A 23,145-nucleotide genomic window follows, 5' to 3' on the forward strand; every position below is an offset into this window, starting at 1 on the left:
AACCAACATGCAAAAGTTTGATACCAAGACCTTTCAGGGCCTGATCCTGACACTTCAGGATTACTGGGCACAACAGGGCTGTACTATCGTGCAGCCATTGGATATGGAAGTCGGCGCGGGAACTTCCCACCCGATGACCAGCCTGCGCGCGCTGGGTCCGGAGCCGTTTGCTGCCGCCTACGTTCAGCCTTCTCGTCGTCCTACCGATGGCCGTTACGGTGAAAACCCTAACCGCCTGCAGCACTATTATCAGTTCCAGGTGATGATCAAACCTTCACCGGAAAATATCCAGGAGCTGTACCTCGGCTCGCTGAAAGAGCTGGGTCTGGATCCAACCATCCACGACATTCGTTTCGTTGAAGACAACTGGGAAAACCCGACCCTGGGCGCCTGGGGTCTCGGCTGGGAAGTCTGGCTGAACGGAATGGAAGTGACGCAGTTTACTTATTTCCAACAGGTTGGCGGCCTTGAGTGTAAGCCGGTGACCGGCGAGATTACCTACGGTCTCGAGCGTCTGGCGATGTACATTCAGGGCGTAGACAGCGTTTACGATCTGACCTGGAGCGACGGCCCGCTGGGTAAAACGACCTACGGCGATGTATTCCATCAGAACGAAGTGGAGCAATCTACCTACAACTTCGAATACGCCGACGTGGATTTCCTGTTCCATAGTTTCGAACAGCACGAAAAAGAAGCACAGAAGCTGTTGGCGCTGGAAAAACCGCTGGCTCTGCCTGCTTACGAACGCATTTTGAAAGCGGCACATTGCTTCAACCTGCTGGACGCGCGTAAAGCGATTTCTGTGACTGAACGTCAGCGCTATATTCTGCGCATCCGTACCCTGACCAAAGGGGTAGCTGAAGCCTATTACGCTTCCCGCGAGGCGCTGGGCTTCCCGATGTGCAAAAAGAACGAGAAGTGAGAAACAGTGATGACTGAAAAAACATTTCTGGTGGAAATCGGCACGGAAGAGCTGCCACCAAAGGCGCTACGTAGCCTTGCCGAATCTTTTGCCGCCAATCTGACCGCCGAGCTGGTTGCTGCCAATCTGGCACACGGCAAGGTGGAATGGTTCGCTGCTCCGCGTCGTCTGGCGGTTAAAGTTTCCAATCTCAGCGCGGCGCAGGCCGATCGCGAAGTTGAAAAACGTGGACCGGCGATTGCTCAGGCGTTTGACGCCGAGGGCAAAGCGACCAAGGCGGCTGAAGGTTGGGCGCGCGGCTGCGGGATCACCGTTGATCAAGCCGATCGTCTGGTTGGCGATAAAGGCGAGTGGCTGGTGTACCGCGCACACGTTAAAGGTGAGAGCGCGCAGGCGCTGCTGCCTGCAATGATTGCGACCTCACTGCAAAAACTGCCTATTCCAAAACTGATGCGCTGGGGCGACTCCGACGTGCAGTTTGTGCGTCCGGTTCACACCGTGACCATCCTGCTGGGCGATGAACTGATCCCCGGCACCATTCTGGGCATCGACTCTGCGCGCACTATTCGCGGCCATCGTTTTATGGGCGAGCCGGAATTCACTATTGATAACGCCGACCAGTATCCGCAAATTCTGGCCGAGCGCGGTAAAGTGATCGCCGATTACGAGCAGCGTAAAGCCACAATCAAGCAGGGCGCAGAGAAAGCGGCCGCCGAGATTGGCGGTATTGCTGACTTGAGCGAAAGCCTGCTGGAAGAAGTGACCTCGCTGGTTGAATGGCCGGTGGTATTGACGGCGAAGTTCGAAGAGAAATTCCTGGCCGTTCCAGCGGAAGCGCTGGTTTACACCATGAAGGGTGACCAGAAGTATTTCCCGGTATACGACGCCGCGGGCAAGCTGCTGCCTAACTTTATCTTCGTTGCCAACGTAGATTCAAAAGACCCGCAGCAGATCATCTCGGGTAATGAGAAGGTGGTACGTCCACGCCTGGCCGATGCTGAGTTCTTCTTTAATACCGACCGCAAAAAGCGTCTTGAAGACAACTTGCCGCGCCTTGAAACCGTGCTGTTCCAGAAGCAGCTGGGTACTCTGCGCGACAAAACTGACCGTATTCAGGCTTTGACCGGTTGGATCGCCGACAAAATCGGTGCCAACGTCGAAAACGCCAAACGTGCCGGTCTGCTGTCAAAATGTGATCTGATGACCAACATGGTCTTCGAGTTCACCGACACGCAGGGCGTGATGGGCATGCACTATGCGCGTCACGACGGCGAAGCTGAAGAAGTTGCTGTTGCGTTGAACGAACAGTATCAGCCGCGCTTTGCCGGCGATCAGCTGCCAGAATCGCTGGTGGCCTGTGCCTTGGCAATCGCCGACAAGATGGACACCCTGGCCGGTATCTTCGGCATCGGTCAGCATCCAAAAGGCGACAAAGACCCGTTTGCGCTGCGTCGTGCTGCGCTGGGCGTGCTGCGCATCATCGTAGAGAAGAACCTGCCGCTGGATCTGCAAACCCTGACTGAAGAAGCTGTGCGTTTGTACGGCGACAAGCTGACCAACGAAAAAGTGGTCGATGATGTGGTTGATTTCATGCTCGGTCGTTTCCGCGCCTGGTATCAGGAAGAAGGCCACGCGGTTGACACTATTCAGGCGGTGCTGGCGCGTCGTCCGACCAAGCCGGCCGATTTCGACGCTCGCGTTAAAGCCGTGACCTACTTCCGAACTCTGGATGAAGCCGCTACGCTTGCTGCCGCAAACAAGCGCGTATCCAACATTCTGGCTAAGTCTACAGAGGCACTGTATGACCAGGTTCACGCATCGGTATTGAAAGAAGCTGCTGAAGTTAAGCTGGCAACTCATCTGGTGGTGCTGCGCGACAAGCTGGAGCCGCTGTTCGCTGCCGGCCAGTATCAGGAAGCGCTGGTTGAATTGGCTGCTCTGCGCGAGCCGGTTGACGCCTTCTTCGATGGTGTGATGGTGATGGCCGAAGACGAAGCTGTGCGTATCAATCGCCTGACGCTGCTAAGCAAGCTGCGCGAGTTGTTCCTGCAAGTCGCGGATATTTCAGTCTTGCAGTAATCGTGTGCGAAAGTCGCATAGCTAAAGTCGAATAGCTGAATGTTGAATAAATAAGTGAAAACCGGTTCCGGCCCCGCGCCCGAGCCGGTTTTTTTCACGGTAAAGTAATCCACGCAGTTCCAATATAATGTTTTCTAAACAAGAGTTATAAAAAATATAAACCTGCTGATGAAAGTAAATATATCCTCTGGCTTGAAATTAGTTTTTATTTCTCCCGTATAAGTCAGTAGTCCGGCAATAACTTTGAACAGGAAAACGATGTAAAAGAAGTTTGGCGTATATCATGGTCTTTTTAATTTTTTCATTCATTTAGCCGTACGGATTTCTATCACTTCTGCAGATAAAGTTATTTATGATATTCGTTTGGCATATAAGAGCTGCGGCACTTATTGATGGCCTTATTACCTGCTAACATAAAATTGAATATTCATATTTTATAACCAGGAACGCCTTATGATAAAGCCAGTCAATCATTCCTCTCTCGGCATGCGTACTCTCGCGGTGCACGGTGGTCAGCGGCCTGACGCGCAGAGCGGAGCGATAACCACACCGATTACGGCGACGTCTTCCTTCTCTTACGGCGATTTCGACAGCGGCGCTCGTCGATTCAGCGGCGAAGATCCGGGTTATATGTATAGCCGCTTTGGCAATCCAACAGTGACGGCGTTTGAAGAAAGAATGGCGGTGCTGGAAAATGCGGAATCAGCCGTAGCCTGCGCCAGCGGAATGGCAGCGGTTAGCGCTACGCTGTTTGCGTTGCTGAAAACCGGTGATGAAATTATTCATATCGGCGCGCTTTATGGCGGCACGGAAGGCGTGATCCGCAATCTGCTGCCGCGCTACGGCATCAAACCGGTTTTTGTTGCCGATCTCGAATCGCTGAAAGATGCGTTCACCGCAAACACCAAAATGGTGTTTGTAGAAACGCCAGCTAATCCGGTGATGGGTATTATTTCGCTGCAGGAAGTGGCCAGACTGTCGCGTGAAGCTGGAGCGGTTAGCGTGGTTGATAACACCTTCGCGACCCCTTATCTGACCCGCCCGCTGGAACTGGGCATCGACGTAGTGCTGCACTCGGCGACCAAATATATCAGCGGTCACGGCGATGCAACCGGTGGTGTGGTCGCCGGGCGTCGTGAGCTGATCGACCCAATTCGTACCCTTTGTCTCAAGCAGTTTGGCGGCTGCCTTAGTCCATTCGAGGCGGCGCTGATGACTCGTGGGTTAAAAACGCTGCCACTGCGCGTCGAAGCCAGCGCCAACAGTGCACAAAAAATTGCCGAATACCTTGACGAGCATCCGGCGATTGCGGCGGTGTTTTATCCGGGTTTGGTCACTCACGCGGGTCATGAAGTAGCACGCCAGCAAATGAGGCTGTTCGGTGGGATTATGGCGGTGGAACTGAAAGGTGGCAAAGCAGCGGCGCGTCACTTCCTCGATCATCTTAATCTGGTGACTCAGGCGGTTTCGCTCGGTGACACCGATTCGCTGGCCTGCCATCCGGCGACTACCACTCACAGCGCAGTTTCGGAAAAAATCCGTCTGGAAAGTGGTATTACCGATGGACTAGTGAGGATCAGTATCGGCATCGAAGATACTGAAGACCTGATTGCCGACTTCAAACAGGCGCTGGAAGGGCTCTAACTTCCTTGCTGTGCCAGCCGTCGTATCCCCTGCGGCGGCTGACCCGTCAGGCGAATAAAGGCGCGGCGCATTCGTTCCGGATCGATAAATCCGACCTGCCGCGCAATAGTTTCCAATGTGCCGTGGCCGCTTTCTATACGTTCTCGCGCCGCTTCAACACGCAGTTGCTCAATAATCTTGGCCGGTGTCTGGCCGGTTTCGCTGCGAAAAAGCCGCCCAAACTGGCGTAGGCTTAGGCAGGCGGCGTCGGCAAGATCACTGACCGACAACGGCTGAGCCAGATGCTCGCGGGCATAGCTCAAAGCAAGGCGGATGCGGTCAGACGCGGGGTCCAATTCTTGCAGCACGGAAAACTGTGACTGACCACCGGCGCGGCGTTGATAAACGACTAATTGCCTCGCAGTTCTGGCGGCAACCTCTGCGCCATGATCTATCTCAATCATCGCCAGAGCCAAATCGATCCCTGCGGTTATGCCTGCCGAAGTCCAAAGCCGGCCCTGCTGTATGAAAATCTTATCCTGATCGACCTTGATGGCCGGAAAAATCTGCTGCAAACGCTGTGCCTTAGACCAATGAGTCGTAGCACGCTTGTGGTCGAGCAGGCCGGTAGCGGCAAGAATAAATGCCCCCGAGCAGACGCTGGTGACTCGCCGCCCCAGACTGTGCTGATAACGCAGGAAATCCAGCAACGGTTCACTGCTCATCGCCTCGGCAATACCGCGGCCACCGGAAATAACAATCGTGTCGTAGTCGTGACTATTGTCGAGCGGCCGAGTCATCACCTCAACGCCCGGCGTGCTGGAAATTAATCCTCCGTTCACTGACAAAGTGTGGCACTGATAAAGCGGCGTGGGCAAATCCCGCGACACGGTATCAAAGGCGGTCAGCGGCCCGGCAAAATCCAGTAAGTTGAAATCCGGGAAGACGATAAATCCAAGCTGCTTCATAACGGGCACCCTAATAATGTGGCGTGATATGAGGGAAATATGACCTTTGCGTCAATTTTAATGCAGGTATTCTGAAGATAACACCCTAACTTGCAGGAGTTTGTGATGAATAAACCATTAACTATCGTTTTTCCGCTTTATCCCGGCGTAACTCAGCTCGATTTTACTGGCCCATGGCAGGTTCTTGCGCGACTCTCGAATGCGCGACTGATAGCGGCCTCGTTGCATGGCGAAAGTGTTGAATCGGAAGGGCTGCATTTTGCCGAGCTGGCGTCGCTTGATGAAATTGTAGATTGCGACGTGCTGTGTGTTCCTGGCGGCGGTGGCTGTACCGATGCAATGCAAAACACGGATTTTATCGCGCAAATTCAAAGGCTGGCGAGCAAAGCAACTTATATCACTTCAGTTTGTACCGGTTCGTTAATTCTTGCCGCTGCCGGATTGCTGCAAGGAAAACGTTCCGCCTGTCATTGGATGTATTTGGATACTTTGGCGTGGTTTGGGGCGATCCCGGTATCAGAACGGGTGGTGCGCGACGGCAAGTTTATCAGCGGCGGCGGCGTGACGGCGGGGATTGATTTTGCTTTAACGCTGGTCGCAGAGCTTGAGGACGAGGACGCCGCGCAGAGAATTCAGCTGGGGTTGGAATATGCGCCCGCGCCGAGCTTCAACGCAGGGCATCCGGACGTAGCACCGGTTAAAATTGTTGAGCAGTTAACCAGCAGGATGGCGACGCAACGCGAGCAGCGCCGCCAGATAATCCGCGCCATCAGCCTACACTAGCTGCTTGCTGGTCAGCCGTTGCAGGGTGCTCAGCGGCGCAGCCTCCGGATTGTGCATATCTTTTACCGACTACAGGAAGGTTTGCTCGAGCATAAACTGGCCGCCCATTGCCGCGTGCGGAGTCTGATCAGAGAAACAAATCCAGGTACTGCCCGGCGGGAAACGCTGAGTTATCTGTTGGCCGTTTTTCTGATAATCGGCATCGGACTTCATCTTGTCGTGCATCTGTAGCATTAAATGATCGTAATGGCTGCGCGGCGTTTTGGTGATATGCAATTTATGCTGCAACCAGCTTTTGAATGGCGAAAAACCGTCCAGCTGTGGTAAATAACGTGCTGCCAGCTGTGGGAAAGGTTCACCGATGCGCCATACGCGATCTTCACCGTTTGGATTGATGTTAGTAAAAATACGCAGGATGCGTTCGCCATAGTTCGGTCGTGAAGGGAAGGCATCAACGTGCAAACGGGTATCGTCTTTGCGCCATGAACTGTTATTAGTCCATTCGCTGACCGGATGCAAACGTAAGCTATTGACCGGCTTGCGTAAAACTGCCTGATATTCTGGCAGTACCGTCTCGATTAATCCGAGAGAAGACTGGTAAAAATCTTCCAGCAGTTTTCTGATCTCCGGTTCTTTATCCGCACTGGCGACTCCTTTGATCTGGTGGCTACCTGCGTCATAGCTGATATTTTTTCTTTTCGGATCAACCAAGGCAGGATCTAGCAATTTCTGCTGATCAGGGGTGAGAGAGAATGCCAGATGGGGGAAAAATAAAACTTTCCCCTGTTCCAGCTCATTTACAGCTGCGGATGCGGCAGCTGAGCTTCCTCTCCAGTCACTGTTTGGATAAGAAACAACAGTCTGTGGTTCTATTAAATTATGTTCGGCCATTTTCCCTAACTCGCAGCGTAAATGTTAATGAGAGTTATTTAAACATAGTTAGACAACAATCAATACACCATAAGAGCGGCGACATAGTGGAAAAAATCCTAAAATACCGCTCACTCAGTGTGAGCGGTGCGGTTTTATTCCTCGATAATCAACAGTGTCTGGCCAGCCTGCACCTGCCCGCCCGGTTGGCGAGACAGGCTCTTCACCGTGCCGCTGACAGGGGCAGAAATCGGGATCTCCATCTTCATGGATTCGAGTATTCCCAGCGTTTGGCCCTGCGTCACTTTATCGCCGGGTTTAATCAGCCATTGCCAGACACTGCCTGCAACCTGGCTATCTACACCGTAACAACCTGCGGGTATTGCCAGCTCATCCTCCGTTGAAGAAGGCTGCAAGCTGCTGTCGTAGGTAAATTGACCCTCCGCCCGCCAGCGCGCCAGCTCTTGATCAAACGCCCGTTGGCGCTGTTGCGAAAACGCCTCTATTTCCTGTGCCTGCGCCGCAAGATCCTGCTGATACTGGTCGAGGCGGAATGTCCCCTCCTCGACGCGCAACGGATAATTGCCGTAGGGGAAGGCTGAACGAATAGTTTTCAGCTGGTCGGCGCTAACCGGATAAAAACGGATTTGGTCGAAGAAACGCAGTAGCCACGGTTTTACAAAGGCCGATGTCTGGCGGTCGCGGTTCCACATTTGCAGCGTTCGGCCCACAAACTGATATCCTCCCGGGCCTTCCATACCATAGACACACAGGTAAGCGCCGCCGATGCCGACCGAGTTTTCTGCCGTCCAGGTGCGAGCTGGATTGTACTTGGTGGTCACCAGGCGATGGCGCGGGTCCAACGGCGTGGCAACGGGCGCGCCCAGATAAACATCACCCAGCCCCATGACCAGATAACGGGCGTTGAAGACCGTGTCTTTGACCTGCTCAATGCTGCTCAAGCCATTAATTCGACGGATAAATTCGATATTACTCGGGCACCACGGCGCGCCGGGCCGCACGGACTGGGTATATTTTTCGATTGCCTCGCGGCAGGCGTCGTCGTCCCAGCTTAGCGGCAGCCACACGGTGCGCGATGGCACTTCGGCCTGTTGTAAATCGCCCAGTGAAGCTTCTGCTTGCTGCAAATGGGCGATTAATTGCTCGCGCGGACACAGCAAGCTGTCGAAATGAATTTGCAGCGATCGAATTCCCGGCGTGAGTTCCTGCATGCCCGGTAATGGATGATTTTCCAGCCATTGCATCAGCGCGTGGGCACGAAAACGAAGGGCGATATCCAGGATCGGATCGCCGTATTCCACCAAAATAAATCGATCGCCTGCGGCGAGATAAGCCACTGACGGCAGCGCGCCTTGCTGCGCACGCTGCCACAGAACTGGATTTTGCAAAATTGTCGCGATCCCAGCCTGCGGCTGGGAATGCAGCGTTGAGAGTTCCAACTCAGCTTCGCGAGACAGTTGGTCGGCATCTTGCAGTGAAACCGGTACAAAACGGATCTTGTCACCTGACTTGAGCTGCCCGAGCATCCACAGGTCCGCATTGATAACCGTAGCGGGGCAGACAAAACCGCCGAGCGAAGGCCCGTCGGGGCCGAGAATTACCGGCATATCGCCAGTGAAATCGACAGTGCCAAAGGCATAGGCATTGTCGTGAATATTCGAAGGATGCATTCCTGCTTCACCGCCGTCGCTGCGCGCCCATTCAGGTTTAGGGCCGATCAAACGGATACCAGTGCGGCTGGAATTATAATGTACCTGCCAGACAGCTTCGAAAAATTGCTCGATATCTTGCTCGGTGAAAAATTTCGGCGCGCCCTGCGGGCCATAAATGACCCGCAGGGCGCGCACCTCTTGCCACTCTGGCAACAGCGATGCCGGCAGGCTCTGCTCGGCCCTTGCGACGGGAGCCACAAGATGCAACACGTCACCGCTGCGCAATTGTCGGCCTGCATGTCCGCCAAATTTCCCTAAGGTGAAAGTGCTGCGGCTGCCGAGGTACTCTGGGCAATCGATGCCGCCCGCCAACAGTAAATAGCTTCGGCAGCCTTCACCGTCTATCTGCCCAAGGCTCAGGGTTTGACCCGCCGACACATTACAGACTTGCCACATCGGCAGCGGTTGATTATCAAGACGGACATCTATTGTCGCGCCACTAATGACGATCGCGCAGTCCTGATTAAAACGCAGTGTCGGGCCGCGCAAGGTAATTTCCAATCCGGCAGCCTGTTCATCGTTGCCAAGCAGGCGATTGCCAAGACGGAAGGAACGGCTGTCGAACGGGCCAGATGGCGGGACGCCGACGTGCCAATAGCCGCGGCGGCCGGTGGCATCCTGAATGCTGGTCAGCGTGCCCGGCGCGATCACGTCCAAGGTCGCGGGCTGATACGTAACACATCCCAGCGTTGCGGTGATAACTTTTCCCTCGCGCACAGCCGGTTGATTGAGCAGATGGCGCAGATAATCCAAATTGGTTTCAATGCCGTACAGCGAGGTGTTTCGTAAAGTCTGGCTCAGCGCATTCAGCGCCTGATGTCGATTGGCGGCGTGAATAATGACTTTTGCCAGCATGGGATCGTAGAAAGGCGAAACCTCACTGCCGCTGTCTATCCAGCTATCGATGCGCAGCTCGGCATCTGCAGGGGCCAAAGGGAAACTGACATGACTCAGCAGACCGGCGCAAGGCTGGAACTGTTTGGCCGGATCTTCGGCATAGAGTCGCACTTGAATCGCATGACCCTGCGGAGCACTCACTGCCAGCGACGAAAGTGGCGGTAAACATCCGGCCCCAAGTTGCACCATCCAACTGACAATATCGACGCCGTAGACCATCTCGGTTACGCCGTGCTCGACCTGCAATCGGGTGTTAACTTCAAGAAAATAAAACTGCTCGCTGCTGACATCGTAAACATATTCCACTGTGCCTGCGCTGCGATAGTTTACCGCTTTGCCGAGACGTACGGCAGTTTGCGCCAGCGCCTCGCGTATCGGCTGGGGCAGGTTTGGTGCCGGAGTTTCTTCAATCACTTTCTGATTACGCCGCTGGGCCGAGCAGTCTCTCTCGCCCAGGGCAATCACGTTGCCTTCGCCGTCACCAAAAATTTGTACCTCGATATGGCGTGCATCAGCGACGAATTTTTCTAAAAAAACGCCATCGTCGGCGAAATTATTGCCCGCAAGACGTTTTACGCGAGTGAATGCTTCGCTGAGGATCTCTGCGTCATCGCAACGCTGCATGCCGATACCGCCTCCGCCCGCAGTGCTTTTCAGCATTACCGGATAACCGATTTCCCTGGCAGAAACCAACGCCTGCTCGAGATCTCGCAGCAAACCGCTGCCCGGCAGTAGCGGCACTTGATTATCCTGCGCCAGCTGCCGCGCGCTGTGCTTGAGACCAAAGGCCGCCATCTGCTGCGGCGTCGGGCCGAGAAAAATGACTTCCTGCTGGCGGCAGCGCTCAACGAAGCTGGCATTCTCCGAAAGAAATCCATAACCGGGGTGAATAGCTTCGGCACCGCACTGCTTGGCGATAGCGAATAATTTGTCCTGATCGAGATAGGTTTCGCGCACACTGCCATCACCCAGACAGAAGGCCTCATCGGCCTGACGAACGTGCAGCGAATGCCTGTCGGCTTCGGCGTAAACCGCCACGGCGCGCACGCCCATCTGTTTCAAGGTACGGATGATGCGCACCGCAATGGCGCCGCGATTGGCAATCAAAACGCATGTAAACATGGTGGACTCTCTATGCTTCGTCGCGCAGGTCGTCCTGCTGAGTTTTTGCGTGACATTCTGCGGGTCGTCCCGAAGCACGCGTTTAGCGGGTTGGATTTACCAGACGGCGACTTCAATCGGCGTCGGATTATAGCCATTGCAAGGATTGTTAAGCTGCGGACAGTTGGAGATCAGCACCAAAATGTTCATTTTCGCCACCAACTCGACGTATTTCCCCGGTGCAGAAAGCCCGTCGGCAAAAGTCAATCCGCCCTGCGCGGTTACCGGTACGTTCATGAAAAAGTTGATATTATGGGTAATATCTTGTTTGGAGAGGCCATACTGCGGATGTGCGGCAATCGCCAGCATCCAACTGTCACGGCAGGCGTGCATATGGCGCTTTTCCAGCGAGTAACGCACGGTGTTGCTTTCGGTGGAGCAAGCCCCGCCCAGCGTGTCATGGCGGCCGCAGGTGTCGGCGACAATCTCCAGCATTGGACGATCATCATTGGAGCGCAGCACGGTTCCAGCGGTCAGAAACACATTTTTTTGCCCGCGCAGGGTATCGGTCATGCTGTAGCGTTCGCCAATATCATCGGCGTTGAAAAACAGCGTATCGGCAGCCTGATTCCCCTCGCTGTCGACGATACGCAGTGTTTGCCCGGCTCCGATGCGATGCAGCCAGTAATCACCGGCACCAACCTGCGCGCGGTAAACTGCATCTTTAATAAGGCGTGAACTGGTCTGGATCATCGTTGTGCCTCCTGGCAGCAGGCGGTGTGGCGATAGAGGGCATTATTGGCATTGCCGCGACGGTTTTCCTCTTGGCTCAGACAGTGTGCCGGCAGCGGCGCAGTATTGGCGAGCAACTCAACGGTGACCGCTGCGCGGGGATAACTGTCTGATTCAGTTAATGGATGCGGGCAAGTATGCATAATCACCAGCGTATCCATGGCGAAACGCAGCGTGATGCTGGCGGTTGGCTTTGGACGAGCATCCAGCGCAAGATTGCCCTCATCATCGACTGTGACTTTGGAAAACCAGTTGACGCAGGCGGCCATATCTCTTTTGCCTAGCCCGTATTTCGCCAGTTCGACTAAAAAGCTGTCGTAGCCATTTTGATGACGCTCGTTGCGGGCTTGCTGATAGTTCAAAGCGCCAAAACGCTGTTCGGCCAAGCAGGCGTTCATCGTGCCACAGACGGTGTCGTGCCAGCCAAAAGTGTCCTGTTCAATGCCGCAAAAGATACGTCCCATGTCGGAATACAGGCAATGGCCTGCGGTGAGTCTGAAGGTGTGCTGACATTTAAGAGTGTCGGGCGCGTTATATCTTTCAAGCAGGTTTTCTGGATTGTAAAAAAGCATGCCAAGATTGGCGTTGCCTTCGACGTCGGTCAGGCGTAGCGCCGATCCTGCTTTAACCCGCATTGACCAGTGTGACCCGCCGGGGAGCAGGGTCTGATATAAGCTGTCGCTGGATTCGTTCATCATATTTTCCTCTCTTGATAAGGGGTCAAGCCACGCGCGCGGTGGAATAAACACGCTCGCTAATTTGCTGTTGGGTCAAGGCCGAGGGGCCTGCGGCGGCCTGTCGGTCTAAGGGGATGTCATAGGTTATGCTCGCGCCCCAAGCGTCGGGAGCCTGTGGATCGTGGCGAATTTTGTCGAACACCCACAGGCGCGAGCCGAGTGAAAACCCCTCTTTCAGGTCGTGAGTAATCATAAAAATTGTCAACTGATGCTCTTGCCACAAGGTGGTAATCAACTGGTGCATGTCTTTTCGGATACCTGGGTCCAGCGCGCCAAAAGGTTCGTCGAGCAGCAAAATGCGTGGTTTCTTGGTCAGAGCCTGTGCTAGCGCCAAACGCTGCTGCATGCCGCCAGAAAGCTGGTGCGGATACTTATCCAGTGCGTGTCCCAGCCCAACCTGTGCAAGCATCTCGGTTGCACGTTCGGCAATCGCCCGCCGCTTGCTGCCCCACACCCGGCCTAACCAGCGCGCCTGCACAAACTCCTCTCCGAGCATCACGTTTTGCAGCGCTGTCAGGTGTGGAAACACCGAATAGCGCTGAAACACCACACCGCGATCCTCGCCCGGCTCTTGTGGGATGGGTTTGCCGTCGAGCAAAAGTTCGCCTTTGCTAGGACTTTCTGTGCCAAGCATCATCTTCAAAAAAGTGGTTTTCCCACAGCCAGATGCCCCAACGATCGACACAAACTCGCCTTCCTGCACCTCGGCATTGACCCGTTCCAGCACCACCTGATTGCCGTAGTGTTTTTCCAGATTGCGCATACTCAGTAAGCTCATAGCGTGCTCCGTTTTAAGCTCATTTAACGTAATACCACGGCCAGCAGCGGCGGCTAATCAGGCGCAGCAGGGCATCCAGGGCAAAGGCCAGCAGGGTAATCCAGGCGACGTAGGGCAGAATGACGTCCATCGCCAGATAACGGCGCATCAGGAAGATGCGATAGCCCAGGCCTTCGGTGGCGGCGATTGCTTCTGCGGCGATCAGGAAAAGCCACGCAGAGCCTAAGGAGAGGCGCACGGCGTCGAGCAGGCGCGGCATCAGCTGTGGCAAAATAATACGCCACAGGATTTGCCCGCTGTGGGCGCTGAGAGTTTGTGCCTTGATTAGCTGTTCCTGTGGGATCGATTGCACGTGCTGCTGTAAATCGCGGGCGATAAACGGCGTCACGCCAACGGCAATCAGCACCACTTTCGACAGCTCCCCCAACCCGAACATAATGAACAGGATTGGCAGCACTGCCAGTGGAGGAATAAGGGCGAACAGCGTCACCAGCGGAGAGATAAGCGAACGTACAGCAGGCAACGCGCCGCAGAAAATGCCCAGCGCCAACCCGAGAAAAGCGCTGATCAAGATGCCACTGAGCAGGCGAATCAGGCTGGCGTAAGTGTCGGCCCACAGCAGATATTGGCCGGTGCGCGGGTCAGGCTCGAAGGCGACGCGGTAAAGTGCATCGCCCATTGAACTAAAGCTTGGAAGCAGCTTGTCGAAAGCATTGACCGACAGACGAGCATCCGACGCCATCAGATACACCAATACCAGCAGCAGCAGGGGCAGCAACCCTAGCAGGCTGCGTGACAGGCGTTGGGGTTGGTAGTTGATCATTTTGCGCATCGAATGCTCTCCTTTAACGATCGTGGTCTGGCGATTACAGTTTGTTAGCCGCGGCGAGCTTCACAAATTCATCGGTGAAATGCAGTTTCTGGTTAGCCGGATTGCCCCAGTTACCCGCAGGCGTTGTGATACCAACGGTCGTGGCATCAGGCGCGCCTTCGCCAAGCAGGCCGTGCGCGAAAGAGAATTCGGCTACCGACTGCATGGTGGTTTTGATTTGTGGACCGTCAATGAAATCCAGGGTTTGCCTGGGTGTGCCAAAGAGGTAGGTGTCGGCGATCTGCTCGTCGAAACCTTTAAGGTCAGTGCCCGATTCGTGCGCCATATAGGTGCGCGCCTTAACGGCATCCGGGCCATTACCTTTCATGGCGTTCAGCGTTTCATACCAGGCACCGGTCAGCGCTTTGCCCAGCTCGGGGTGAGCTTTCAGGGTTTTGCCGTTGACCACCAACAGGTCGAGGATTTCACCGGGAATTTGTGCAGAAGAGAATATTTCGTGGCTGTCTGGCTGCTTTTTAGCTTCAGCCAGCAGCGGGTTCCAGGTAACGATGGATTTTACTGCCGGAGTACCGAAAGCGGCGACCAGATCGGCATCGGCGGTATTCACTACAGTGATATCTTTTTCGCTCATGCCGGATTTCTCCAGCGCGCGGGCCAGCAGATATTCTGAGACTGAAAGCTGAACCAGATTAATTGACTGACCTTTCAGTGATTTAACATCACCGCCGCCTTTAAGCATGATGCCGTCGTTGCCGTTGGAGTAATCACCAACAATCAGCGCGGTGCTGTCTACGCCACCGGTTGCCGGAATAGTCAGGGCGTCCATGTTGGTCATGGTGCAGCCGTCAAATCCGCCAGAAGTGTACTGATTCACCGATTCGATGTAGTCGTTGACCTGTACGAACTGAATTTTGATGCCGTACTTATCGGCCCATTTCTTGAGGATCCCACTTTGTTGGGCAAAGTCCCACGGCATCCATCCGGCGTAAATAGACCAGGCGATTTTAAACGTAGGTTGGGTAGCGGCCAGAACGGGCTGGCTGAGAAGGGCAGCAAAGCATAAAGCGCAGAGCAGCAGGCGTTGGCAAGCTTTAATCATGACATTTCCTCTGACGTTGACCACGGGTAAAGTGCAGGAGGTCGGCGGCGAGAATGGTTCTCGCTTTGGCCTCCCGGGCTTTTATCCCGCCGTGTAACCGCCAGAGGGCGGTCGGTCACTCTCGGACCAGCCATCTGCGTATTGCAGACCGGAACCCTAGTGACCTTATTTCAAATTGTATGGCGACACCGGTTTCCCGCTATCGCTCCTGCTGGATAAATACAGGCAAGATTCTTGCCAGATCTCCTTAAATCATGAATAAATCACAAAAAAATCAGGTAATAATCATTACAATACAAAGTAGTAAAGGGTTTTTAGTCTCTGTGAACGTTTAGCCTCGATGAAATGGATGCGATAATTTGCGGATGTTTTTTAGGCAGGCTTCACCGTATTTGTGCAACCTGCACTGGCGCGGAGCAGTCGCTTCTTTGCTGTATCCTAAGGCCACAGGATGTTCTATCCTACTAAGCTGGGATGTCAGTAATTAATAAGAATATTGAATCAGGAGTCTGGAAATGGCTGTAGGGATCAGGAGCAGGACCTTCGCGCGCTGGCTGGCGCCTGTAGTTGCATTACTCGTGGTTTTTCAACTCACCGCCTGTGGCGATAAAGAGCCAGAGCAAAGGAAAGCCTTCATCGACTATCTGCAAAATACCGTGATGCGCAGCGGGCAGAATCTGCCTACATTGAGTGAAGATCAGCGACAGAAATTTGGTAATTACGCCAACGATTACACCATCATTTTAAACTTCTCACGTCAGTTGAAGCAGTCCATCAACGAAGGATTGGCTCCTGCGGTTAACACTATCGCGCAGATCCACGTTCCGCAGGACTACTTGCAGCAGAAAGGCGCATTGCAGCAGGCCGCGGGTTCACTTAACAGCGTGACGCAGCAAATTCAGACCGCCAAGGCCACTGCCGACACGGCTCAGGCCGCGCTTAAACAACCTGACGATCTGAAAGCCGTTTACAGCAAAGTCTATGCGCAAGACGTGACTCAACCGGCTAACGCGCTGCTTCCGGTGGTTCCGGCTCTGGCAGGCTTCACCCAGGATATTGCAGCGGTTGGTGATTTCCTTTCCCAGCAAGGAACCCAGGTGGCCTTTGCCAACGGTTCGGTCCAGTTGCCGACTCAGCAGCAGGTTGCACAGTACAATGCTCTGATGACGGGCCTGCTTGGTAAGCAACAGTCGCTGGTGGATGCACAAAAAATCATTGCCGGTAATTTTTAATAACTTACTGAATAGATAGATTTTATTGGAAAGCCACGTTCTGTTACGTGGCTTTTTTGTCAAGAAAATCAGCAGGATTAATAAAAGTTCACAATTTAGTGATGCCAGCCAGTGACGTAATCCTTTAGTTTTTATGTCATCTAACTGTTCTAAATTTTGAAAAAATTTAAGCCGAATATTTTAAGGAAGTCTTTTTTATGAAACGTCACATGATGACATTGCTGGCTGCGCTTATCGCCACGCCAGGCATTGCGGCCGCCGCAGACAGCAGCGCTAACTTTACCGATGCGCAGCAGCAGGCGATTGGTAAAATCGCTTCTGATTACATCATTGCTCATCCAGAAGTGCTGGTGCAGGCAAGTCAGAAACTTCAGGCCCAGCAACAGCAGCAGCAGGCTAGCGATTCGCTGGCGGCGGTAGTGGCAAATGCGCCAGCCCTGTTGCAGGACAAAGATACTCCGACTTATGGCCCGAAAGATGCCAAAGTGGCATTTGTAGAATTCTTCGATTATCAGTGTATGTACTGTAGCCGTATGGCGCCGCTGGTTGAGCAAACGATTAAAGCCAATCCAAACGTACGCTTTGTTTTCAAAGAATGGCCAATCTTCGGCGATCGCTGGAAAGCGTCAATCACCGCAGCTGAAACCGGTCTGTCGATTTGGAAACAAAAAGGACCTCAGGCGTACCTGGCTTATCACAATGCGATTTATGCAACCGGGCATGACGAAGGCAAGCTGACTGACGCAGACATTTCTGGTGCAGTTGAGAAAGTTAACGGCGCGCTGCCAAGCGAAGCACATCGTCAGGAAACACACGCTGCGCTGGCGAAGAATGACGATCTGGCAAAATCGCTGGGCTTCCAGGGCACCCCTGGTTTCATCGTAATGCCAGTGAGCGGTGCGAATGCCAACAACACCACCGTGCTGCCGGGCGCTGTGTCTGCAGAAGATTTGCAGGCTGCGATCAGCAAGGCACAGGGCAAGTAATTGTGCTTGAGTCGATGATGATAATCCATTAAATATCATTGCCTTAATAAAACGCAGAGCTCAACTTGGCTCTGCGTTTTCTATTTTGACTCAATATCTAGATTCAAAATTACTGATTAATTTTTATTGTCCGGACCCGTCGCCATTACAGATATGCAAGTATCAAGATTTTGGGCCGCAACGGCCTTCTGCCGAGGGCTCAGTGACTTATATCGTTGTACTGAAACCTGTGCCACGTTTGCATCAAATTTCACCTTATTAATCGAATAATCACTGTTTTCGTTATCGATCACAATATGGATGTTATTGGAAAAATCTGCATCATCCGCAGACGCCTGGTGCATGACGTCTACTGCTACACAGGCCGCCGCATCGTAATGAGGGTCATGAGCTGGTGTGCGATTGAACCACCAAGCGACCAGGCCAACAATAACGGCAATAATTACTACCCATAGCAGGGATCTTTTTTTCATCACAAACACTCATTTTGCAGGGGAAAATCCAATGGGGCCAGAATAAAGATCTACAAGCTTAAAAGCTAGCGCTGAGAAATAGCCTTACTAGGAGTAATAGCAGCTTCTAACTTAACAATTACATAATTATATTAATCTTCGGTTAACATTTTAGACCGAGGTGGTCGAAATGTTAATTTACAATAGTTATTAATTTTTATTTTTATCAACTAAATGTATCGCCATAATATTAAGAAACTTGTTCCTGATAATGTAACAGGATATTCAATAACTCAGGCTGATGAGGTGTTGCTGCTAATTTCACAAAAGTTGGGAAGAAAATATTTGGTGCGGGATAAATATCGACAATATGGCAATATTCTTCTGCCTGTGGGGGAACCTCGGAGGCTGGCATCATTGATGCAGCGGCTATTCCGGATGCTATCAGTTCGTACACCATTCTAGGTTCGTTGGCAGAGATAATAATATTAGGGCGAACGCCTAATCTAAGTAGCTGATTATTAATATATTCGAAAGTCCCTTCTCCATTAATTCTACGGATTAAGATTAACGGCAGCTGGCCAAGTTCAGAGAGCAACACCTGATCTTTCGGCGGGCTAGGCAGCAGCTTTTTCGAGATGAGCGCGACGGCCTTAACCGGCTGCATGCTGATACACTCATAACTCCCTGCCATGGTGGGCTGTTGAAATAGGCCAATATCGATACGTTTTTTGTCGAGCATGCCTTCAAGCGTGCTTGAATCGGCAACAATAGTTTCAATCTTAACGCCTTCAAGTTGTTGATAAAACTGTGCAACTAGCGGACTGAAATGGCGTTGAAACAGGTAAGAAATCCCAATCCGCAGCACTTCTTTTTTATTGTTGGCAACAAAGATGGCTTCGCTGCGCGCTTCTTCGACGTTACGTAAAATGTCACAGGCGCGCAGGTAGAGCACCATACCGGCTTCAGTAGTAGTGATGCCGCTGCCGTTGCGTAATACCAGCGGTGTCCCCACTTCTTCTTCCAGTTCTTGCAGGCGTTTACTTAATGGAGGCTGGGAAATATTAAGTATTCGAGATGCTTTGCTGATAGAGCCTTGTTCTACAATGACACAGAAATAGCGTAAACGTTTTAAATCCATACAAAACCTTTATTAATATTATTGTCTATAATGAAAAGATTTAACTAAGTAAAAATAGAACTGTAAAACGCCGAAACAGCCTTGATGTAGATCATGTTAATTAATCTAACATACTACTTTTTCGGTATGGCTTACTACCGTAAAACAGTATTCCCACCTTATTTAATTTTATGGTTAGTCTTAAGTCTCGAAAATAAGGTTGAAGACGTTGGCAAGGTTCATCAATGAATAAATCTACTGTAAAGAAAGATAGCTTGAAGTTGATATGGGATATTTCGTAGCAGATTGCAAACCCTAAACCAGCGCTATGACCCGCAGAGTTATTTTGACTCGGCACAGATTCGCTCGCCCATATTTTAAGAAAAACAGTAGTTATGACTACCTGGAGAATTATTGTGGAAAAATATAAAAATCAACTATTTATCAATACAGTATGTCTTTCAGGATCGACTGAAGACAAGCTGCGAGCCGCCAGTGTTGCCGGATTTAATCAGGTCGAGCTATGGCGTCAGGATGTGCAAGCCGCCGATGGTGATACCGCAGGGATTAAAGCCCTGTTGAAAACATTACCGTTGGGACTGACAGATTATCAGGTTCTGCTGGATTTTGATGGCGCACCGGACAGCATTCGAGCCGAGAAAAGACAAGAAGCTTTGCGCATGCTCGATACTGCGGTGGCATTGGGCGCAACGACTCTTTTGACGCCAGCCTGCACTCATAAAGATTGCGTCAAAGAACGCGTGGAAGAGGATTTACGCTGGCTAGTCGCCGAGGCAGCTAAACGTGGACTGCGTATTGCCTATGAAGGAATGGCCTGGAGCACCTGGATAAATAATACTGCCGATGCCTGGAAAATGGTGCAGCGCATCAACGCGCCGAATCTCGGATTGGTGATCGATGCTTTCCACATCTTTGTCCGTCACCGCACTGCTGCGGATCTTGATGGTATCCCGATGGACAAAATTTATCTGGTCCAGCTCTCTGATCTGGCGATTGATCCAGCACCTGAGCATCTGATTGATATCGCGCGACACAGTCGTTTGCTGCCGGGAGAAGGCAAGTTTCCTATCCACACTATTATTGAACGTCTGGAAGAGGGCGGATGTCACGGTCCGATTGGCCTGGAAGTTTTTAGCGATGAACTGAAAGCGCAAGAGCCTACCGGGGTTGCCCGTAAGGCGATGAAAGCTTTGCAGTCAGTCTGTTTTGGCAAGACGGCGCAATACACACTGTAATTCGAGGTGTTTTCATCGTTAAGGAGAAGCAGGATGTCCGAGTTACATAGTGCACTTAATGTTGATTCTCAGGCCGTGAAAACGGCCCCACAGGGCAATAAACCGGCCGAGCACGGCATTCCCACCCAGCGTGCGCTAGTTCTTGTCGGTATTATTTTGGTATCGCTAAATCTGCGTGCCGCCGTGACGTCGCTCAGCGCTATATATGGCATTATCAGCCATGATATCAGCGGTTTTAACGCCAATATTCTTGGCATTCTACCGCTGCTGTCCTTTGCCGTATTCGGATCGCTTACCTCCACGGTTTCACGTCGTTTGGGTTACGAAGGTGCCTTGCTGTTGTCGATGCTGATGGTGTGTGCGGGTATCGCTTTACGCACATTAACCGGCAGTTTCCCCGTTTTTATGGCCTGCAGCGTGTTGGCACTGGCGGGGATGGGGTTTGGTAATGTATTGGTGCAGCCGACCATCAAGAAGTATTTCCCTGATCACGTCGGGGCGTTGACCGCGACCTACGCGGTGATGATCGCAGTTTCGGCAGGGCTACCTTCGGCGATTGCCGTTCCGCTGGCTCAGAATGACGGCTGGCGCGCCAATGTGGCGTTGTGGTCAGTTACCGCATTGATTGCGGCATTACCTTGGCTTTTTCAACTACTGCGTATTCATCATCGTGGCCAGAAAGGAGAGGTAAATCATACTATTGCAAAACCGGTGATCCCACACGTTGCAGTATGGAAATGGCCGATTGCCTGGTCGATGGTGGTGCTGTTTGGCGTTAGCATGATGAGCATGTACGCAATGCTTAACTGGCTACCCACCTATCTCATTCAGAATGGAATCAGTGCAGCCACCGCGGGCAATATGCTGTTTGTTTACAATATCGTCGGGATAGCGCACTCCATCCTGGTGCCTATCTATCTGGGTCGGATGAAAAAACCGTATATCGTGGTGGCAATCGGCGGCGTAATGCAAATTGTCGGATATATGGGCTTCCTTTATATGCCGGGCGCATCCTGGGTATGGGCGGTCGTCGCGGCGCCTGGTTTGATGACTATTCCCGCAACCTTTCAGCTTATAAATCTACGCACACGAAGTGTTGAAGGGGCTGCATCGTTGTCTTCCTTCACTCAGGGGATAGGCTACGTCTTTGCCGCCGCTGGCCCGTTTTTCTTCGGCCAGCTTCATCACTCTACCGGTGGATGGCATGTCTCGTTCTGGTTCCTGACCGTGATGTCCGCTGTGATGCTTTTGGCCGGAGGCGCGGCAGTCCGCAATAAATATCTGGAAGATGCGCAAAGCTGAATCCTTCTTTAACAAACATACCCAACCTCGATTTTAGTCAAACCAACTACTAGCCTTATATCTTGAGGGATCCATTTTATGAAACGCCGGGAATTTATGAAATCAGGCACCGCACTGATTGCGGGAGGCTTTATTCTGAAAAACGCCTCTGCTGCCATTATCCATCCCAACAGTCTGACATCGTCAGGGGTAACTGCAGCGCCAACAGGGGAAAACAAGCGCATGATTAAATTATTGAAGGTGAAAGGGATATCGATAGGTGAGGGCGCACCAAAACTGATTGTGCCGACAACGGCAACCCAGGAGTCTGAGGTATTGGACTCAGTACGACAATTTGCAGCAATTAAAGATATCGATGTTGTTGAATTTCGGCTCGATTTTCTGATTAACGCGTTAGATAAAGCCAGTGTCGCAAGAATGACTCGTCAGGTAGCCGATCTATTGCCTGACAAGGTGCTTTTAGTGACCTTCAGGACCCAAGCCGAGGGCGGTGCAACGACAATCAGCGATACGGCTTATGGCGATCTTTATCTGGAAATTCTTAAGAATGGTAAAACTGACCTGCTGGATGTTGAAATGTTTCGTAGTGAAACCGTAGTGCGCAACATTGTCTCACAAGCACATCGGCAGGGAGTTGCCATTGTTATGTCTAGCCATGATTTCAAGAAAACGCCGCCGAAGGAGGAACTCATTCGCCGCCTTCGTCACCAGCAGGCGTTAGGAGCCGATATCTTGAAAATTGCCACCATGCCTCATGACTCGGGAGACGTGTTAAGCTTGATGAATGCGACGTGGGAAATGCATCATCAATATGCCGAAAGGCCGCTGCTGACGATGTCGATGAAAGGTTTAGGTGTCGTGTCTCGCCTATCCGGAGAATTAACCGGTTCGGCTTTGACCTTTGGCATGGTTGGTAAACCGTCGGCTCCAGGCCAGATTGATGCAAGCCATTTGCACCAGGTGCTAGACGTTATTCACCTAGCTAGTCAGTCGGTATAAATAAGCAATTTATCTGCGTCTTTAGAAAGTCTTGGAAATACTTTTCTTATTACCAAGCTATACGTTTTCTATCTATTTTTTTATCAATAAGCTGCATTGATGAAAAGACAGTTGGATATTTTAAGCTTTTTTAAATAAAGTATTTTTTATTAAATTCAAATAAAAAAAGCCCCTTATTTCTCGGCGAGATAAGGGGATGCCAAATGGCCAACACCAGGGAATTGCTTTCACGGCGACTATAGCCGTTTGATATTTATTCAGCGGTAATCGTTAATTCAACCTCTTAGACTTCACTGTACTTAAGTATAGGTGTGAATACAAATAAAACCTAAGCTTTTTATCTAGCATTGGTGGAATTATTTTAGTGATTATAGTTTATTTAAAATAACATTGATTTAGATCAATTTTTTGCTTTTAATTTCTTAAAAGTTAAAATGATACTCATCAATAAATAGATGATTTTAAATACACTTAGAACAATCGCTAGAGTCGCCATGACCTTTTGCTCCTTTGTCAGCGTTTTTTCTCTTGTTTAATGCCATTAAATATCAACTAATTAGTATGCGAGCCAATCAATTATATGA

18 protein-coding genes, 1 pseudogene and 1 riboswitch are annotated in these 23,145 nt (G+C 51.7%); of the genes and pseudogenes, 9 read left to right on the forward strand and 10 right to left on the reverse strand.

The features are described 5' to 3' along the window. The first annotated feature begins 7 nt into the window (after window positions 1-7). The 3 genes from glyQ to SPM24T3_RS21010 all read left to right on the forward strand — a co-directional run bounded on the left by glyQ (window position 8) and on the right by SPM24T3_RS21010 (window position 4,645). Window positions 8-922 (forward strand): glycine--tRNA ligase subunit alpha, encoded by a 915-nt coding sequence (glyQ, locus tag SPM24T3_RS21000; protein WP_009638840.1) that lies wholly within the window; start codon window positions 8-10, stop codon window positions 920-922. A 9-nt stretch (window positions 923-931) separates the two neighbouring features. Beyond that, on the forward strand, window positions 932-3,001 hold the full coding sequence (gene glyS / locus SPM24T3_RS21005; RefSeq protein WP_009638841.1) for a glycine--tRNA ligase subunit beta: 2,070 nt from the start codon (window positions 932-934) through the stop codon (window positions 2,999-3,001). A 453-nt stretch (window positions 3,002-3,454) separates the two neighbouring features. Further along, window positions 3,455-4,645, forward strand: a complete 1,191-nt coding sequence (locus tag SPM24T3_RS21010) for a PLP-dependent aspartate aminotransferase family protein (RefSeq protein ID WP_009638842.1) — start codon at window positions 3,455-3,457, stop codon at window positions 4,643-4,645. On the opposite strand, the gene SPM24T3_RS21015 is transcribed toward SPM24T3_RS21010, so the two are convergent. Next, window positions 4,642-5,592 carry a GlxA family transcriptional regulator gene (locus SPM24T3_RS21015; RefSeq protein ID WP_009638843.1) on the reverse strand — a complete coding sequence of 317 codons (951 nt, stop codon included), beginning with the start codon at window positions 5,590-5,592 and terminating at the stop codon, window positions 4,642-4,644. The two genes, SPM24T3_RS21010 and SPM24T3_RS21015, sit on opposite strands and share 4 nt — an antisense overlap. Window positions 5,593-5,697: 105 nt before the next feature. Between SPM24T3_RS21015 and SPM24T3_RS21020 the strand changes: the two genes are divergently transcribed. Next, a complete protein-coding gene (locus tag SPM24T3_RS21020; RefSeq protein ID WP_009638844.1) occupies window positions 5,698-6,375 on the forward strand; it encodes a DJ-1/PfpI family protein in 678 nt (225 codons plus the stop codon). Here the strand turns inward: SPM24T3_RS21020 and SPM24T3_RS21025 are convergent. The 7 genes and pseudogenes from SPM24T3_RS21025 to SPM24T3_RS21055 form a co-directional block, all read right to left on the reverse strand. After that, window positions 6,367-7,266, reverse strand: a pseudogene (locus SPM24T3_RS21025) (Kdo hydroxylase family protein). The gene SPM24T3_RS21020 and the pseudogene SPM24T3_RS21025 sit on opposite strands and share 9 nt — an antisense overlap. Window positions 7,267-7,400: 134 nt before the next feature. Continuing rightward, the gene (gene uca, locus SPM24T3_RS21030; protein ID WP_009638846.1) at window positions 7,401-10,997 is read right to left on the reverse strand and encodes an urea carboxylase; all 3,597 of its coding nucleotides are present in this window, start codon (window positions 10,995-10,997) and stop codon (window positions 7,401-7,403) included. Between the two features lie 96 nt (window positions 10,998-11,093). After that, the gene (locus tag SPM24T3_RS21035) at window positions 11,094-11,729 is read right to left on the reverse strand and encodes an urea amidolyase associated protein UAAP2 (protein ID WP_009638847.1); all 636 of its coding nucleotides are present in this window, start codon (window positions 11,727-11,729) and stop codon (window positions 11,094-11,096) included. Then, window positions 11,726-12,463, reverse strand: a complete 738-nt coding sequence (locus SPM24T3_RS21040) for an urea amidolyase associated protein UAAP1 (RefSeq protein ID WP_009638848.1) — start codon at window positions 12,461-12,463, stop codon at window positions 11,726-11,728. Before SPM24T3_RS21040 ends, SPM24T3_RS21035 begins: the two co-directional genes overlap by 4 nt. A 25-nt stretch (window positions 12,464-12,488) precedes the next feature. Continuing rightward, window positions 12,489-13,283, reverse strand: a complete 795-nt coding sequence (locus tag SPM24T3_RS21045) for an ABC transporter ATP-binding protein (RefSeq protein WP_009638849.1) — start codon at window positions 13,281-13,283, stop codon at window positions 12,489-12,491. A gap of 19 nt (window positions 13,284-13,302) precedes the next feature. Further along, the gene (locus SPM24T3_RS21050; RefSeq protein WP_009638850.1) at window positions 13,303-14,115 is read right to left on the reverse strand and encodes an ABC transporter permease; all 813 of its coding nucleotides are present in this window, start codon (window positions 14,113-14,115) and stop codon (window positions 13,303-13,305) included. Between the two features lie 34 nt (window positions 14,116-14,149). Further along, complete coding sequence (locus SPM24T3_RS21055; RefSeq protein ID WP_009638851.1) at window positions 14,150-15,214, reverse strand: putative urea ABC transporter substrate-binding protein; 1,065 nt, start codon at window positions 15,212-15,214, stop codon at window positions 14,150-14,152. Window positions 15,215-15,282: 68 nt separating this feature from the next. Next, window positions 15,283-15,385: riboswitch (guanidine-I (ykkC/yxkD leader) on the reverse strand. 344 nt (window positions 15,386-15,729) lie between these two features. On the opposite strand from SPM24T3_RS21055, the gene SPM24T3_RS21060 reads away from it, so the two are divergent. Together SPM24T3_RS21060 and SPM24T3_RS21065 are read left to right on the forward strand one after the other, a co-directional pair. Beyond that, window positions 15,730-16,446, forward strand: a complete 717-nt coding sequence (locus SPM24T3_RS21060) for a DUF3053 domain-containing protein (protein WP_009638852.1) — start codon at window positions 15,730-15,732, stop codon at window positions 16,444-16,446. Window positions 16,447-16,643: 197 nt separating this feature from the next. Then, on the forward strand, window positions 16,644-17,432 hold the full coding sequence (locus tag SPM24T3_RS21065) for a DsbA family protein (RefSeq protein WP_009638853.1): 789 nt from the start codon (window positions 16,644-16,646) through the stop codon (window positions 17,430-17,432). A 116-nt stretch (window positions 17,433-17,548) separates the two neighbouring features. Here SPM24T3_RS21065 and SPM24T3_RS21070 read toward each other — a convergent pair whose 3' ends face one another. Both SPM24T3_RS21070 and SPM24T3_RS21075 read right to left on the reverse strand, forming a co-directional pair. Next, the gene (locus SPM24T3_RS21070) at window positions 17,549-17,905 is read right to left on the reverse strand and encodes a hypothetical protein (RefSeq protein WP_009638854.1); all 357 of its coding nucleotides are present in this window, start codon (window positions 17,903-17,905) and stop codon (window positions 17,549-17,551) included. A gap of 229 nt (window positions 17,906-18,134) precedes the next feature. Next, window positions 18,135-19,025, reverse strand: coding sequence for a LysR family transcriptional regulator (locus SPM24T3_RS21075; protein ID WP_009638855.1), 891 nt, complete (start codon window positions 19,023-19,025; stop codon window positions 18,135-18,137). Window positions 19,026-19,399: 374 nt separating this feature from the next. On the opposite strand from SPM24T3_RS21075, the gene SPM24T3_RS21080 reads away from it, so the two are divergent. The 3 genes from SPM24T3_RS21080 to aroD all read left to right on the forward strand — a co-directional run bounded on the left by SPM24T3_RS21080 (window position 19,400) and on the right by aroD (window position 22,561). Then, window positions 19,400-20,260, forward strand: coding sequence for a sugar phosphate isomerase/epimerase (locus SPM24T3_RS21080; protein WP_009638856.1), 861 nt, complete (start codon window positions 19,400-19,402; stop codon window positions 20,258-20,260). 33 nt (window positions 20,261-20,293) lie between these two features. Next, window positions 20,294-21,562 (forward strand): CynX/NimT family MFS transporter, encoded by a 1,269-nt coding sequence (locus SPM24T3_RS21085; protein ID WP_009638857.1) that lies wholly within the window; start codon window positions 20,294-20,296, stop codon window positions 21,560-21,562. Between the two features lie 78 nt (window positions 21,563-21,640). Then, window positions 21,641-22,561 (forward strand): type I 3-dehydroquinate dehydratase, encoded by a 921-nt coding sequence (gene aroD, locus SPM24T3_RS21090; protein ID WP_009638858.1) that lies wholly within the window; start codon window positions 21,641-21,643, stop codon window positions 22,559-22,561. Window positions 22,562-23,145: the final 584 nt, after the last annotated feature.

Source organism: Serratia sp. M24T3 (genome assembly GCF_000257645.1).
GTDB lineage: Bacteria > Pseudomonadota > Gammaproteobacteria > Enterobacterales > Enterobacteriaceae > Rouxiella.